Raw genomic sequence first — 16,080 nt, forward strand, 5'->3', positions numbered from 1 at the left:
TTGTATTTCTTCATGCGGCGTAAATTTTAATGGTGCTCAATCGCTCGTAGACACTCGCTCGGTTTTTACTAAGATGAATTGAATTATTAGAATATCTAATCAAGATCATGGAGCTTTGATTGAATAATAGGCATGGAACATGAATAATCATGAAAAAACCGTTCTAGTTCGCTGAACCCTAGAACGGTTTTGACTAAGATATTGATGCTAAAAGGAAAAATTTAAGCATTTTGTAAGATGTGTATTATGTTAATTTTAGAAAATCTTAATCGTTAGCTAACATAATCTTCAGTTGATATCACTTGAGCATATGCAAATTCAAAAGCGGCCATTAATGTTGCATGGACATGACCAGCAGGTACTTTAACGCCATTAAATTCCAGGTCTAGTGTTGCACAAGCGTCATGAATAACTTTTACCTTATAACCAAAATCAGAAGCATCACGAACAGCCGCATCGACACACATATGGCTCATAGCACCAATCACGACTAACTCAGTCACTTGATTGCTATCTAAAATTTCTTTGAGATTCGTGTTTAAGAACGCATTGATGTGATTTTTAATGATCACAGATTCATCTTCTTGCGGCTTAACTGTGTCCTGAAATTCAATACCATTTGAGTTGGGTTCAAATATAGGAGATTCAGCATTAGCAATATGTTGGACATGAATAACTTGTGTACCCTGTTGACGGGCCTTCGCAATTACTTTCACTGCATTAGCAGCAGCTTGTTCAATATTTACTAAGGGTAATTTACCTGTAGGTAGATATTCATTTTGTAAGTCGATAACTAATAAAGCTGATTTTGACATATCTGTTCCTTTACTTAACTAATATTTGTTTTGTTCTACTTAGGTTTTTAAAGAAGTGGAAGTATTCCATTTCTTTAAGTTACTTTAGAAAGAAAGTGTTTCACCATCGATAGGAATTAAAACCTTATCTTGAATTCCTTTGTCTTTTACATATTCTGCAAGCTGAGCACGTGTTACCGACATGTGGTTAATGGCATCCATGTGAACAGCAATAACTTTGGCATTTGGTGCTTTCTGAGTTGCGCGATAAGTATCTTCTTTTATATGGCTACTAATATTAATATCATTTTCTATGGCACAAATATCTGTATCAACTAACTGAAAATTACCTTTTTCTTCTCTGACAAGATAGCTTCTTGTTGTATTAATATGACTTATACCAAAATCCTTGAATTCGCTATAAACCTCTCTTACAACTGGACCATACTGCCATTTTTCAATATCATTAGTAAATAATGGGGTTCCACCATTTTTAGCCATATAAGTAGCTTGAACATAATATAAAATTTTTTGTAATTTAATATGGGTTAAAGTACATAGTTTCTTATCTGGAACATTAACTAAATTTACAATGTAATTAGCAATATCCATCGCTGTATATTTTTTATTATCCATATCGCACCTCACATAAAACACTTAACTCAACATAACTTAGAAAAAATATACTAAGGTCTAACATTGTCGAAAAATAGTGACGGTGTACATTTCTAGTTCCTTATTTTAAAGACAACAAAAGGTAAGATTATTCTTACCTTTGTATATGCTTAATTTATAACATATACCGCAAATAAGCAATACCGTGAAACATAAATGTTCCACACTCCTATCTATTGTTACGCATCCATCATATCCGCAATATCTTCTACATCCGGGTTGTAGTAAGTATTCACCAGAACTTTAATATTTTTATGACCTGTCACCTTTGCCAGCACTTCTACCGGCAATTTCTGGTTATTTACAAACCGAGTAATGGCCTCATGACGTGTGTCATGAAAATGAATATCCGCTAATCCTACTTTTGCCTTGCGACGCTCCCACATTAACCGGAAGGCATTTTCATTTTGTGGAATCAACTTATCCCCTTCATGATCGATTAGATCCAGGAGTGCTAGAGCCTTTTTAGTAAGTGGCACATTACGAGCATCACCGTTTTTGGTTTTAGGTAAGTGCACGTGCCGATCATAAATTTCTGACATGGTAATACCGAGAATTTCACCACGGCGCATTGCTGTTTCCAATGCAAATAGAAATGCCCAGGCAACATAGTGCTCTGGTAATGTCGGTGTCTGCCCTTCACGATAATTCAATCCCTCTAAGATGAGCTGGATTTCCTCATCACGAATACGGCGATTACGCGCTTTAGGTTTGGCTGGTTTTTTAATACCCATCCATGGATTGGTTTCCAATAAGAAAAGCTCTTTAACTGCATAACTAAAAACTGACGAGTACAGCGCAATTTCCCGCAATACCGTATTTGCCCCAACCTCTCTTAAACGTTTATTACGCCAGGCAGTTAAATGCTTTGGTGTGATGTCATGAATCGACATATCTGCCAGGGCACCAAACTTTTCATCAAACGGCGCTAATTGCTCTTTGACGTATTTGGATCCACGAAGCTTTCGCCCATGCTCGTCATAATATTTATGAAAAAGTGTTTTGAATGGATAGTACTGTTTTACGCCCAGATCTTCAGAAAGTTTATTTGCCTTTGCCTCAAGCATCTTTTGCGCAGCCCATTGCTCGCATTCTTTTACGGTATCTCTAGTTGCTGAATATGTTGTTCCAGCAATCATTATTTTAATTCTGTAACTTTCACCGCGCTTGACCGCTTTAGGCATTTTCATGATCTATAACTCTATATTCTTGGTCTAATCTTGGTCTAAATTTAACGGCATTATCCGCAAAAAGTAGCGATTTTACGGATAGTGCTGTTAAGGTTCGACTTTATTCCAGACAACAAAAAAGGGTTTTAAGCTATTGTTTTCGCTTAAAACCCTTATAACATAACGTTTAGAATCTTGGTAGGTATAAGCAGACTCGAACTGCTGACCTCTACGATGTCAACGTAGCGCTCTAACCAACTGAGCTATACACCTAGAATGCATGGCATATTATAAATTTTTCTGACTGAAGACAAGTCTTTTCATTTGATTTCCAAACTATCAGCACAAGTTTTAAGCAAATACTTGAACTTTTTCAATTCTTGATCAGTAAGTTCTGCTCCTGAATAAAGATACTTTTCAAAAAGCCGGATTGCTTCTATAAATATAGACTGATTTTCAATCTTAACCTGTTGGGATAAACGCTGCATCCAGTGATGAAAAGTTTCAGCAGGCTGTTTTTTGAGATCGTCAGCTAAAGATTGATTCAACTGTTGGATAGCACGATCAAATGGAGATTGAGCCTGTCGGGCTTTTAGATAAATTCTGAGTCCATAGGCTAGAATCAGTAGTGCAATACTGCCGAGCAAAACTACAATACTCGAATAAGCCGAACTGAGACCTAATTTTGATAGCCAGTTCTGTTGCGATTCTGCATTATAACCCACTACCTTGCTTTGCCACTGGTAGCTGGCATAATCGCTCCAGACCCGCATCTTGGTCATCCACTGATTATTCTGCGATGTCCAGGTCGAATTATTTGACCAGACTCTTTCATCTTGAGACAGCAGGTTTTGCATTCCGCCATCTATACGTTGCGGCGCAATCATGGCGGTCGGATCAAAGCGCTGCCATTTCTGATCTAACCAGACTTCTGTCCAGGCATGAGCATCCAGTTGCCGGACTTCCCAACTCTTACGATCCGGTGCCAGTTCCCCACCCTGATAACCAGTCACCACACGTGCAGGAATCCCGACATAACGCATCAGCATGACGAAACTCGATGCATAATGCTCACAAAACCCTTGCCGGGAGTTAAATAGAAATTCATCAATCCGGTTTTGTCCCAACTGGCCCGGTTTCAGGGTATAAACAAAGTTATTCTGCTGATACCAGTTGAGAACGTTCTGCACATAACGGCGTGGATCTTCAGCACTTTGCATATATAGGCGTTGTGCCAGCTGCTGCGCTTGAGGATCCAATCTGCGCTGTACCTGGGTATTGATTCGCGCAAGATATTGACCTACAGCCTGAGGATCATATTGTGTCCCAATCCACTGCAGCGGAATCGGTTCAACACGTTGCGTGAGTCGTCGCGGCACAATACTCCAGTCCTGACGGTTATAATAACGGCGCTCCACAGGTATTGATTTTTCCAGCCCCATGATCCAGAACACCGAAGGATCCGCAGCCAGATATTGATAGTTCCATCCAACCGGCACTGGCGAGCTATCCATGGGCTGTCGCATTAAAGGTTGCTGATTGACGAAACTGCTGGTCCAGCGTTGACCATCATATTCATCCAGTACCAAGGCGCGCCAATACAGCTCTGAACGCGGTGGGAGTTTACTGACATCACCGATAATCCGGAAAGCCAATGCACTAGACTGCGATAATTCAGCAATATCACCGGGCGACATGCTGTCGCTAATACCGGTCACACCTTTATTTTCTGGGATGGGAATATGCCAAAGTGGTGGCAAACGCGGGAAGAAAATAAACAGCAGGATAAAAAATGGAATGGCGTACAGGATAAACTTCGCTACATGCTTGGCATCCTGTTGTAAGGCGGCACGCTGGGTGGTCGGCTCCTGCTCAAACTCGCTGGTCTGAATCCGGTACAGGCCAATCAGACAGCTGATTAAACACAGCACAATCACGATCGCCATGCCAAATGACTGACTGTATAAAAATGAACTGGCAGCGACAAATAGGGCAAAATTAAACAAAATAATTAAGTCACGCCTGTTTTTACTTTCCAGTGATTTGGCAAATAAAAATGTCGATAAAACTGCCACTCCAGCTTCAACACCAATAAAGCTCTGATAACTTAAATAAATACTGCCCAGTGCCAAAACTGTGAGCAAGAAGGTGCCAATTTTAGGAAATGGCTGCTGACGTTTCAGATAAATCCAGATACACAGAATACTGATGGCGAAAATAATGCTGAGTAAAACCGGAATAAATGCCATTTGGGCGATGAGAATCAGGCTCAAGGTCAGTACAATCGAAGTACGGATTTTTGCATTGATCATTGCTTTATCTGCCTTAGGCCTGTGCCAATAACTGTTTGGCTTTACGCAGTTGCGCTTCACCTGCACCCTGTGGCAATTCGGCTTGGGGCAAATGCAGTGCATAAGCACATTGTTGTTGCTCGCATTGCTCGATCAGTCCCATCATAAATTCAAGTTTTTCTTCATGTGATTGCGTCGGCATATGTTCATAATGAATCTCGATACTGTGTTCATCCTGATACTGCTCAAAAACCTTGACATATAAGCCCTGTCCTCGGGCAAACTGCTTCCAGGATACCGACTGCAAGGAATCGCCAGTCTGGTAATTTCGCAGCTCGCGAAATTCATCCATATCTGGTTCAAAGCGGTTCAGATGGTATCTATTTTCTGCGCTAAAAACTTCTGCTTTGGGCGCAACCCAGGCAGTATGCTGATGATAAAGATAAGTCCAGGCCCGAACCAATCCAAAAGGATAAACCGAATATATTTGAATGACGGGATAATCAAATTTACCGCGTTGCTCTGCATAAAATGGCAGGATAAACTGCTGCTTCTGTGCATTCAGATAAACTTTGTGTAGCTGATTTCCAGCTTTAATATACAAATAATGTGGTCGAACTTGCTGCTGCTGAAAATACATTTGCAGATTCAGACTGTGTCCGACCTGCCCCACTTCATCCGCGATTAATTCAATCTTCAAGCCATGCAGCTGCTTAAACGTCAGATAAAAACTGATACACAGCACAGCACTGATTAAAAAGCAGAAACCTAAAATCAGATTGTTGGCATAATTCACCCCTGCCACAAAGGTGATCAAGATCAACACCAGATACAGATAGCCCTGCTGATAAATAAATACCAAGACGTCTTTCTGCGAGAGCTGTTTCTGCTGTGAAAATTGAAAGCGTTTGGCCAGCCATTCTTGCCAGGTTTTATCCAAGAGAGGACTCCTTTAGCTGACCGCAACCTGTTGCATGACATTCAAAGTTTCAGCTTCACTCAAACCCAGACGATGTGAAGTCACCGCCACAAATACGGCCTGTACGTCATCCGCTGTGACAAAGGCACGTTGCTGAATCAGCGCATGCGCTTGTGCTGCACGCTTGAGTGCCAATAAACCACGGGTGGACAGGCCATGACGGTTCTTGCGGGTTTCTTCCGCCAGATCCAGCAGATATTCCTGAATCGCTTCACTCATAAAGACCTGATGCGCCAGACTTTGCAGATCCAGAATTTCATCTTCAGTAAAAATATGCGCCAGACTGGCAATCAGGGCAAAACGGGATTCCTGCTGTAATAACAGCTTCTCGGCATGACGCGATGGATAACCCAAAGACAAACGCATCAGAAAACGATCCAGCTGCGATTCCGGCAAGGCATAAGTGCCGCTTTGAAACAGCGGGTTCTGTGTGGCAATCACCCAGAATGGTTTTGGCAAGGCATAGCGTACGCCATCAATGGTGGCATAACCCTCTTCCATGGCTTCAAGTAAGGCACTCTGGGTTTTGGGGCTACAACGGTTAATTTCATCTGCCAGTAAAATCTGGGTGAAAATCGGGCCTTGTTTAAACTCGAACTGATGTTCTTTCTGGTTAAACATATTAATACCGATGACATCGCTGGCCAGCATATCGTTGGTAAATTGAATCCGCTGGAACTTCAACCCTGCCAGATGTGCCAGACTACTCGCCAATGTGGTTTTCCCCAGACCCGGTAAATCCTCAAATAGAACATGACCACCTGCAATCAGACAGCACAGCGCCAACTTGGTCTGGGCCTGCTTGTCCAGTACGATGGCATTGACCTCTTCAAAAAAATGCTGGATCTTGGGCGCATAACTTGCAATCTTTTGTTCAAGCACAGTATTGAGATGTGCAGTATCGTTATTTTCCTTTTGTTTCATGCCCCAGATCACACTAATTTTCCTAATAAAACACGGTCTAGGATTAACATACACTGAAATTTTAATTTCCCCAAAAGATCAATTCTCTATCTGTGTAACTGAATGAGAATACCCGCGACAAAATGGCGAAAATTCAAATAAAAATAGGTGGGTTTTATCAAGTACGGAGAAAATGGCAACATAGAAAACAGGCAAAAAAACCGGTTCAAGAAGAAATCATTTTTTCTTCGAGTGCGAGTATTAATACCTCGTATACATTTTATTTATGATAGTTAAAACACCATACTTAAAAGGTATGCAGATTTATTTTTATCCTGGATTTGAATCAAGAATATTCTGAAACAACTGAGTGAATGAAATGAGAGGTCATTCGCTCGGCCATTTTTAAGACCGATATTTAGGCATAAAAAAGCGCCCCGAAAGGCGCTTGTTTTACTCAATGATTAACACGGACACTTTTTCATCCCGCCGCCTGCCGATGGATAACGCGAATCCACACAGTGACGATAAAATGTTTTCGGGTCCATCGCTTCCAGGTCTGGATGATGCTTGCGCATATGCTCCACATAGGTCTGGTAATCTGGCACCCCAACCATCAGGCGGAAACTTTGCTGCAAGCGTTGCCACAAGGTCGCAATACGTGACCAGTTTTTCGGATTCAGAATCAAATCCTTTTGTGACATCACGGTCATTTTGATGATTTTATAAATCATGGTTTTTCCGCTTTTGGCAAATTTCAGATTCATAAGACTCTCCTTAATGACCTTTCGCTGGCTGAATGTCTTCAGGATCGCGATAGATGGCTTCCGCTTCATGCACAGAAGGATTCGGATCTGCTAAAGCACGACGAATCACGCGAATCGCGGCGAACAGCATCACAAAAGCAACGATCATAAAGAAGGCACAAAGTGCGGCATTAATCTGATTCGACATGGCCACAGTCTGCATTTCTGCAATACTTTTAGCCGGCGCCAGGATTTCATTATTGGCAATGGCCGTATTGAAACGATCAGCTTGTGCCAGGAAACCAATCTTCGGATTTTCGTGGAAAATCTTCTGCCAGCCCGCAGTCATGGAAGTAATGAACAGGAAAACGGTCGGGATAATGGTGACCCAGACATATTTCTGTTTTTTCATTTTGAACAGAATGACTGTACCGAGAATGAGCGCCATCGCAGCCAGAATCTGGTTACCAATACCAAACAGCGGCCATAAGCTGTTAATGCCGCCGAGTGGATCGACCACGCCCTGATAGACGAAGAAGCCCCAGCCTGCGACTGCAACCGCAGTACCCAGCAAGTTACCAAAGAAATTATGCGAGTTTTTCACCGCAGGAATCACGATACCGACTGTGTCCTGTACCATGAAACGACAGGCACGCGTACCGGCATCTACCGCTGTCAGGATGAATAAGGCTTCAAACAGAATCGCAAAGTGATACCAGAACGCCATCATTTCACGGCTATTAAAAATTTCCGTGATGATATGCGCCATACCAATCGCAAAAGTCGGTGCACCACCTGTACGTGACAGAATCGAGTTTTCACCGACTTCTTGAGCCAATAAAGTCAAGGCTTCAGGGGTTACCACAAAACCAAGAGTACGCACTGCTTCTGCCGCACTTTCTGCGGTAGTCCCAAGTAAGGCGGCTGGCGAGTTAATCGCAAAATAAATTCCCGGATCCAGAACTGCGGCACAGATCAAAGCCATGATCGCCACAAAAGATTCCATCAACATACCGCCATAACCGATCACACGGATATCGCGTTCGTTATTGACCAGTTTCGGTGTCGTTCCCGAAGAGACCAAGGCGTGGAAACCGGAAATCGCACCACAGGCAATGGTAATAAACAGGAATGGGAACATGGAGCCTGCAAATACCGGGCCAGTACCATCAATAAACTTGGTCACCGCTGGCAGTTTCATTTCAGGCATGGCAAACAGAATACCAATCGCCAGACCGGCAATTACACCAATTTTCAAGAAAGTGGATAGATAATCACGTGGCGCAAGCAACAGCCACACCGGCAATACTGATGCAATAAATCCATAGATAATCAATGCCCAGGTCAGCTCAGTTCCCGATAGTGTGAAGAACGGCCCCCAGTACGGATGTTGCGCGATGTTTTCACCGTAGATGATCCCGAGCATCATCAATACAAAACCAATAATCGACACTTCTGCAATTTTACCCGGACGGATAAAACGCATATACACGCCCATAAAGATCGCAATCGGAATCGTGGCAGCAATACTGAACACGCCCCACGGACTATTGGTCAAGGCTTTGACGACCACCAGTGCCAACACCGCCAGGATGATGATCATCACGCCTAAAGCACCAAGCATGACGATAATACCGGCAAAGGTGCCGAGTTCCTGCTTGGCCATTTCACCGAGTGAACGACCGTCACGACGGGTCGAAATAAACAGCACCAGAAAATCCTGTACCGCACCGGCCAGTACTACACCGACCAAGAGCCAGATGGTTCCGGGCAAATAACCCATTTGCGCGGCCAGGATCGGACCGACCAGCGGGCCTGCACCGGCAATTGCAGCAAAGTGATGGCCAAACAAAACACTTTTATTGGTTGGCACATAGTCCAGACCATCGGCCAGACGATGCGCAGGGGTTAAACGGCGCTCATTCAGCTCGAATACTTTGGTGGCAATAAACAGGCTATAGAAACGGTAAGCAATGCTATAGACACAGGCAGCTGCCAGTACCAGCCAGACTGCATTGACATGCTCACCCCGACTCAGGGCCAGCACTCCAAAGGAGACTGCACCCACTATGGCTACCAAAAGCCAAATTATTTTCGAAGTCAGCGTGGACTTCTTTTGTAAAGTTTCCATTCAATCCCTCATATTGTGATGCATACAAATCAGCGCGGTTGTTGTTGTTCGAAGTACTGCTGTTTTCCCTTGCGACTTTACGCCTGTTCTTTTCACTTTCCTCTAAGACTTTGGCATAAAAAAAGGGATGATCTAGATCATCCCTCTCGATAATAGTCTATTTTAAAACCATTATGCACGTTCTAAATAATCACCAGTACGGGTATCTACACGAACGCTTTCTTCTTGCTGTACGAATAATGGAACACGTACCACAGCACCTGTTTCAAGTTTCGCCGGCTTACCGCCGCCGCCAGAAGTATCACCACGAACGCCTGGATCAGTTTCAACGATTTTAAGTACCACGAAGTTCGGTGGAGTCACGTTTAACGGCACGCCATTGAACAGCATAATGGTACATTTTTCATTTGAATCGTCTTTTAACCATTTTGCAGCATCGCTCATCGCTGTTTTATCAGCTGCGATTTGTTCAAACGATACAGGATCCATAAAGTTCCACATTTCGCCATCGTTGTACAAGTATTCCATTTCTACTTCAACGATATCAGCCGCTTCTAGGTTCTCGCCTGATTTGAATGTTTTTTCCAGAACTTTACCTGATTTAAGGTTACGTAATTTTACGCGGTTGAAGGCTTGGCCTTTACCTGGTTTTACGTATTCGTTTTCCATGATTGAACATGGGTTACCATCAAGCATAACCTTAAGGCCTGACTTGAAATCATTCGTAGAATAATAGGCCATGACTGGCGCTCTCCAAACTTACTAACTTTAATCTATCGATGCTAAGGGCTGTTGCAATGTCATTTAGCAAGTCTGACACGAACATTAAGTTGCCACATGCACATTCATTTAATGTTACGTATTCTAAATGAGCAATGGCGCTCGCCGCAATGAAAAATTCCGCTTTCAGCCCTTCACACTGCCTAAGTTACCATCAGGCATGAAAATCCTTTGTTTATTCATGTCTTGCTGGACGCTAAAATGCCATCCGGCTGTCATCATTTTTGACATATAGTCATGACGACAAATTTTATCGCACAGCAGATTATTCTGGTTCTCGACAAACTGTTAAACTGCAACCCTCTGGCCTTGCTCCCACTTCTACTGTTAATCTTCCAGCATGACGAATTATTTATATCAAGAACAAAACTGGCAATCACAGCTTAGCGACCTGATTACCGATCCGCACGAACTGCTTGAACTGCTGCAACTCGCACCGGCGCAGCTGCTCTCAGGTGCCATTTTGGCCAGTGAACAGTTCAAATTACGTGTGCCACGTGCTTTTGTCGGCAAAATGCAGCCAGGCAATCCTTTAGACCCGCTACTGTTACAAGTCCTGCCGCATCATCTGGAGCTGGAAGATCATCCGGGATTTGTTACCGATCCCTTGGGCGAAGAACAGGCCAATCAGCAGCCCGGCGTATTACATAAATATAAATCGCGTTTCTTGCTGACGCTGACCGGTGCCTGTGCCGTGCATTGTCGTTACTGTTTCCGCCGGCATTTTCCTTATCAGGACAACCTGCCTAAAAATGAAGACTGGATCAATATCAAGCAATATCTGCAAAGCCAGCCTGATATTAATGAAGTGATTCTGAGCGGTGGTGATCCACTGACCTTATCCAACCGGAAATTGCAACTCTGGATCGAGCGGCTAGAATCTCTACCACAGCTCAAATTTTTAAGAATACATTCACGAGTTCCCATTGTGATCCCTAACCGGGTGGACGAAGAGCTACTTAGCATGTTAAAAAACAGTAGGCTACGTATTATTCTGGTGGTACACTCCAACCATGCATCGGAGCTGGATGACTTCACCTGCAAGCGTTTGAACCAGTTGGTTCAAGAACAGATTACTGTGCTGAATCAGACAGTTTTATTAAAAGGTGTGAATGATTCTGCTCAGGTTTTGACAGATTTAAGCTATCGCTTGTTTGATGCCGGGGTGATGCCGTATTATTTACATGTACTTGATAAAGTAAAAGGTGCACATCATTTTGATTTACCACCTGATGACATTTATGAGATTTATACTGAAGTTTTAGCGAACCTTCCGGGGTATTTGGTTCCTAAACTGGTTCGAGAAATAGCGGGCGAGAACAATAAGACACCGCTTTTTGGGGTTTCAACATTTTTGAGTTAAATAATAAAGATGAGCAAGCATACGTCCGACATTTTTCAGACACCGACGGAACTCACACGAGATCAGCTGAGCTTTTGCCCGACGACTGCCAAAGCTTTGCAAGAGTGGGTTTCCGGTATTTCAATTTTGCAACTGGGAAATTCATCCAAATCCCTGTTTAATGCCTTATTAGAAATTTCTGAGCTGAAATGCACAGAAACCCTGCGCTTTGACCTGATTCAGGTCTTGCATCCGACCCTTGAAAATGTTCTGACCAGTCTGGAAAAGCATTTTGTCAATCAGGGGCTGATTACTTCGGATCGTAACGATCAAATCATTGAACTGGCCATGCTGCTGCGTAGCCATTTTGCCAAAATTTATATTGATATCGTCAAACGCTGTAATCATCAACTGACCCATCAAAAATTTTCCCTGTTTTCTCTGGGTAAAAAGAAAAGCATTCAAACCGCGCGTATGGTGTCGATTTATTATGCTTTGCAACAGCTCAGCCTGCTGTTATATCAACAGCATATGTTATACAGCACACCGGATATGGGGCAATGGTTGGCTGCACATCAACTGCTTGAATGTGCAATCGAAAATAATTTCTACCAAAGCAATATCAATCAGGTTTTAGGTACCCAGCACGAGATCCAGAATATTGCACATGCTTATGCTCAACTGATTTTACTGGATATTTTTAATACCCATCAGATTCGCCCTGCAGAAATTCAGGGGCTGTACCTATGCAGTTTTGACTGGGCCAAACTGGTGCAGATTCTACCGAAAGAAACCACACTGTCCCGCTATGTGGTGGATGCCAGCAAAGATCACCCCCCGATCTTTAATTCGCATCAGGGTGAAAATTTTCAGCCAAGCTTCTATATTTCCACCCAGAATCTGATGGAACATTTGACCCATACTCAAAGCAAAAATGCCCAGTATCTGTCGCGTAATGAAAAACTGTTCCTGACCCCTGCACTACATTTTCATATCTATAATCTGCTCTCGAATAATATCGAACGCCGTCACGAACGTTATGAATATTCAGCCCAGATCAATATCTGCTTTGGCTTGACGGTGGCACATTTTTATCTATCCAAAGGTAAAAACTTTAACGAGACCCTGGAACTTGAGGCCAATTATAATTTCCAGAGTGAAAGCAGTTTTGTCAGCTCAATGGAAAATGCCATTCCAAGTGGTTTTAGCAGCATCAAGGCCCTCGATCGCGAAACCAAACAGATTCATAGTGCTGAAGTTCTGGATATTAGTGTCAATGGTTACCGGATTAAATGGACTGGTATTACCCCTGCCAATCTGAAAACCGGTGAATTTATTCTGGTTCAGGAAAAATCACAGCGTCAGTGGCGTGGTGGTGTGATTCGCTGGATCAAGCAATCGACCGACAAGAGTCTGGAAATTGGTCTGGAAGTTCTGGCTCAGGAATTATTCCCTTGCGCGGCTTATAGCCGTACCGAACGCCATCATGTCAATTATCAGCCTGCACTGCTGGTAAAAATGACGCAACTGGATCAGGTCACGACCAGTGTGATTGTCTCTGGTTCACAGATGTTTAGGGAAAAACAAACCATTCATTTACGCCTCGGTCAGAAAGAATTAAAAATCTATCTGACCAAAGCACAACTGATTACGCAGAGTTTTATCCGTTTTGATTATGAATTATTGAATGATCAAGAAGAAGAAATGATAGAAAACTTTATCGGTCAGCACATGAATGAAAGCAGAAATCATGATTTATGGGAAGCATTGAAGTGAGAAATCCATTATTGTCTAAAAAGTTAAAACGTACCGAAACACGTTTACTGATTATTGATGATAATCAAATTAGATATAACCAAATCCGTGATCTTCTGACCAGCAATGACTATCAGGTTGATGCTGTCCTGCTTGATGATTTGCAATCTTTTGAAAAACAGTTAAATTTTAACTGGGATCTGATTATCTTTGGCCGTGCTTATGATCTGAAATATGAACAGGCCTTAAGTCTGGTGCGTCTTTCCCAGCAGCCTCATCTGCCGATGATTTTGCTTAAACCGGATGACTATCAGGCTGAACACTATGCCCAGTATATTCATAAAGGAATTTATGACATTCTCAATTTTGACTACCTGGAACGCTTTTATGTGGGATTGATTCGGGCATTGTCATTTAGCCGTATATCGCAGACTCAGCAACATTTGCTCAATGAACTGGAAGCAGCACAAAGTCAGACACAATCCTTAGTCGAAGATAGTAATCGTGCCATCGCAACCATTCAAGAAGGGATTCATATTCAGGCCAATGCAGACTATCTGAAACTGTTTGGCTTACAAAGTGAAGACGAGATTATTGGCCTGCCGCTGCTAGATCTATTACAACCTTCTGATCTAAACGACTTTAAAACACGTTTCAAAAAGATTTCTCAAGGCCAGGTCGATTTAGGCCGGGTTGAAATCCACTCTCTTAATCCGCGTGTCGCCGCATCTAAGCCATTAAAACTGGAATTCTTGCCATCCAGCGCTGAAGAAGATGCACTACAAATTACTATTGATACTCAGGCTCAAGCAGGCAATACCGAGAAGCCGGCCGGAAAACCGAGTACTTTCCAGCTCCTTAAACGTGAAATAACCAAACAGTCCGCACCTGTAAATGCCATGGTAACTTTCTCTTTAAGTTCCTATGAACCAGAAGTTCTACAGTCTGAGTGGACGACGTTTAGTGGATATTTCAAAGCTGTTAAAGAATTCCTCAAAGAACAAACCCATGTTCCATTATTTAAGCTGGAATATGACGTCCTTGTCGGTCTGTTCCAGGCAGATTCCAAAGCAATTCTTGAATCCAAACTGATCGGATTAAATGCGCTCAGCAAGCCGCAATTAGTGACAGTGGGACAAAATTCGTTCCCGCTCAATTTACGCATGGGTTATGTGGTTCTGGAACAGGGTTTAAATGATGAAGCGCACTGCAATGAACTGATTGCACGAGCCTTCTCTACATCTTTACCTCAAGCAGAAGTAGCACCTGAATTTGTACTGGATATTCCTGCTTCACTGAGCAACCAGCCATCTCTAGAAATGCCGCAGATCGATTTTAGTGTGGCTGAAACACCAATCGAAAGCCCAACAGTTACGGCGATCAGTCCAGCAGTCAGCTCTATTCCTGCGGCGACACCTCATATCCTGAAAGCTTTGAGTGAATGTCTGGATCGTGGTGAAATCCATTTAAAATATCAGCAGTTGTATGATAAAGAAGATACCCGTCTTTATACTTATGAAGTGACCAGCGGCTTCATTTATGAGAATAAATGGCAGGATATTTCTACACTGCTTGAACTGCATGAAGATGATGAGCTGTCAATTAAACTGGATCGCTGGATTCTGGTTGAAGCCAGTAAACAGTTGCACAATTTTATTACCCAGTATCCGGATGCGACCTTAATCGTGAATTTGAACCGTGCGGTACTCTTTAAAGACCGTAGCTTCCCGGAATTTATTTCCAAGCTGATTACGATTATTCGTAGCAAAGTCCGACATCCGCTGATCCTGCAATTCTCAGAAGAAGATATTCTGCTGAATCAACAGGATGCACAGAAATATCTACGTGTTCTGCATGAACATGGCGCGCTGATTGCGCTGCGTGATTTTGGTCAATCGATGTATAGTCCGAATTTACTGCGTGAGCTGGAAATAGATGGTGTCAGCTTGCATTCCAGCTTGACCCAGATGCTGAATAACGAGACTGAAGTCGAGCAGCTGCAAGAAAAAATCACCAGCTATAATGATATCAAACCGCTGAATATTCTGGTCCGCGAATTAAATGATATGACCCTGTTCGCCAATGCCTGGAATGTTGATGCCCGCTTTATTCAAGGGGATTATTTCCAGAAAAAACTCGATCACCTGATTGATGTACAAGAGCATTAAATAGTTATATGCCTGCCATGCGGTTACTTTCCAAATGGCAGGCACAAAAAAACGGGCTTGAGACCCGTTTCTTTTATTTTGGGTATTAACGTTTAACAGAACGTGACATACCAGCAAAACGTTGTTTGAACTTGTCGATACGACCGCCAGTGTCAACGTTCTTTTGCTTACCAGTGTAGAATGGGTGGCAAGCTGAACATACGTCTAGGTAAAGTGTTTCTTTACCAGCAGCTGAACGAGTTTCGATTACGTTACCACATGAACAAGTCGCAACTAAAGTTTCATATTTTGGGTGAATATCGGCGCGCATGGTCGATTACTCCATTAGATTCAAGAAGGTTTAGCTG

General features: G+C 42.9%; 12 protein-coding genes, 1 tRNA gene and 2 pseudogenes. 3 read left to right on the top strand and 12 right to left on the bottom strand.

Features of this window, described 5'->3' with window-relative positions; genetic code table 11:
- Positions 1–272: 272 nt before the first annotated feature.
- The 11 genes and pseudogenes from FTV48_RS10430 to efp all read right to left on the bottom strand — a co-directional run bounded on the left by FTV48_RS10430 (position 273) and on the right by efp (position 10,429).
- The gene (locus tag FTV48_RS10430; protein WP_180000241.1) at positions 273–815 is read right to left on the bottom strand and encodes a cysteine hydrolase family protein; all 543 of its coding nucleotides are present in this window, start codon (positions 813–815) and stop codon (positions 273–275) included.
- An 84-nt stretch (positions 816–899) separates the two neighbouring features.
- Positions 900–1,076: pseudogene (locus tag FTV48_RS15120) on the bottom strand (MBL fold metallo-hydrolase); the annotation flags it as partial.
- Positions 1,077–1,160: 84 nt separating this feature from the next.
- Positions 1,161–1,430: pseudogene (locus tag FTV48_RS15125) on the bottom strand (Panacea domain-containing protein); the annotation flags it as partial.
- A 218-nt stretch (positions 1,431–1,648) separates the two neighbouring features.
- Positions 1,649–2,659, bottom strand: a complete 1,011-nt coding sequence (locus FTV48_RS10440; RefSeq protein WP_180000245.1) for a site-specific integrase — start codon at positions 2,657–2,659, stop codon at positions 1,649–1,651.
- Between the two features lie 175 nt (positions 2,660–2,834).
- Positions 2,835–2,911: transfer RNA gene (locus FTV48_RS10445), tRNA-Val, on the bottom strand.
- 47 nt (positions 2,912–2,958) lie between these two features.
- A complete protein-coding gene (locus tag FTV48_RS10450; protein ID WP_180000247.1) occupies positions 2,959–4,950 on the bottom strand; it encodes a DUF3488 and transglutaminase-like domain-containing protein in 1,992 nt (663 codons plus the stop codon).
- 13 nt (positions 4,951–4,963) lie between these two features.
- Positions 4,964–5,869 carry a DUF58 domain-containing protein gene (locus FTV48_RS10455; RefSeq protein ID WP_005171639.1) on the bottom strand — a complete coding sequence of 302 codons (906 nt, stop codon included), beginning with the start codon at positions 5,867–5,869 and terminating at the stop codon, positions 4,964–4,966.
- A gap of 12 nt (positions 5,870–5,881) precedes the next feature.
- On the bottom strand, positions 5,882–6,844 hold the full coding sequence (locus tag FTV48_RS10460) for a MoxR family ATPase (RefSeq protein WP_005096506.1): 963 nt from the start codon (positions 6,842–6,844) through the stop codon (positions 5,882–5,884).
- A 431-nt stretch (positions 6,845–7,275) separates the two neighbouring features.
- Positions 7,276–7,578 (bottom strand): YbdD/YjiX family protein, encoded by a 303-nt coding sequence (locus FTV48_RS10465; protein ID WP_005096505.1) that lies wholly within the window; start codon positions 7,576–7,578, stop codon positions 7,276–7,278.
- Between the two features lie 10 nt (positions 7,579–7,588).
- On the bottom strand, positions 7,589–9,688 hold the full coding sequence (locus FTV48_RS10470) for a carbon starvation CstA family protein (protein WP_005171642.1): 2,100 nt from the start codon (positions 9,686–9,688) through the stop codon (positions 7,589–7,591).
- A gap of 171 nt (positions 9,689–9,859) precedes the next feature.
- Entirely contained in the window at positions 9,860–10,429 is a 570-nt protein-coding gene (gene efp, locus FTV48_RS10475; RefSeq protein ID WP_005171644.1) for an elongation factor P, read from the bottom strand.
- 379 nt (positions 10,430–10,808) lie between these two features.
- Between efp and epmB the strand changes: the two genes are divergently transcribed.
- From epmB to FTV48_RS10490, 3 genes are read left to right on the top strand one after another with little or no spacing between them, the layout of a single operon-like run.
- Positions 10,809–11,831 (top strand): EF-P beta-lysylation protein EpmB, encoded by a 1,023-nt coding sequence (epmB, locus tag FTV48_RS10480; protein WP_180000249.1) that lies wholly within the window; start codon positions 10,809–10,811, stop codon positions 11,829–11,831.
- A gap of 9 nt (positions 11,832–11,840) precedes the next feature.
- A complete protein-coding gene (locus tag FTV48_RS10485) occupies positions 11,841–13,586 on the top strand; it encodes a GTPase (RefSeq protein ID WP_180000251.1) in 1,746 nt (581 codons plus the stop codon).
- Positions 13,568–15,733 (top strand): EAL domain-containing protein, encoded by a 2,166-nt coding sequence (locus tag FTV48_RS10490; RefSeq protein WP_180000253.1) that lies wholly within the window; start codon positions 13,568–13,570, stop codon positions 15,731–15,733. The genes FTV48_RS10485 and FTV48_RS10490 overlap by 19 nt, the downstream gene beginning before the upstream one ends.
- 85 nt (positions 15,734–15,818) lie before the next feature.
- Here FTV48_RS10490 and rpmE read toward each other — a convergent pair whose 3' ends face one another.
- On the bottom strand, positions 15,819–16,043 hold the full coding sequence (rpmE, locus tag FTV48_RS10495) for a 50S ribosomal protein L31 (protein WP_005096496.1): 225 nt from the start codon (positions 16,041–16,043) through the stop codon (positions 15,819–15,821).
- Between the last annotated feature and the right edge of the window lie 37 nt (positions 16,044–16,080).

This window comes from Acinetobacter sp. YH18001 (assembly GCF_013416975.1).
GTDB classification, from domain to species: domain Bacteria; phylum Pseudomonadota; class Gammaproteobacteria; order Pseudomonadales; family Moraxellaceae; genus Acinetobacter; species Acinetobacter pseudolwoffii.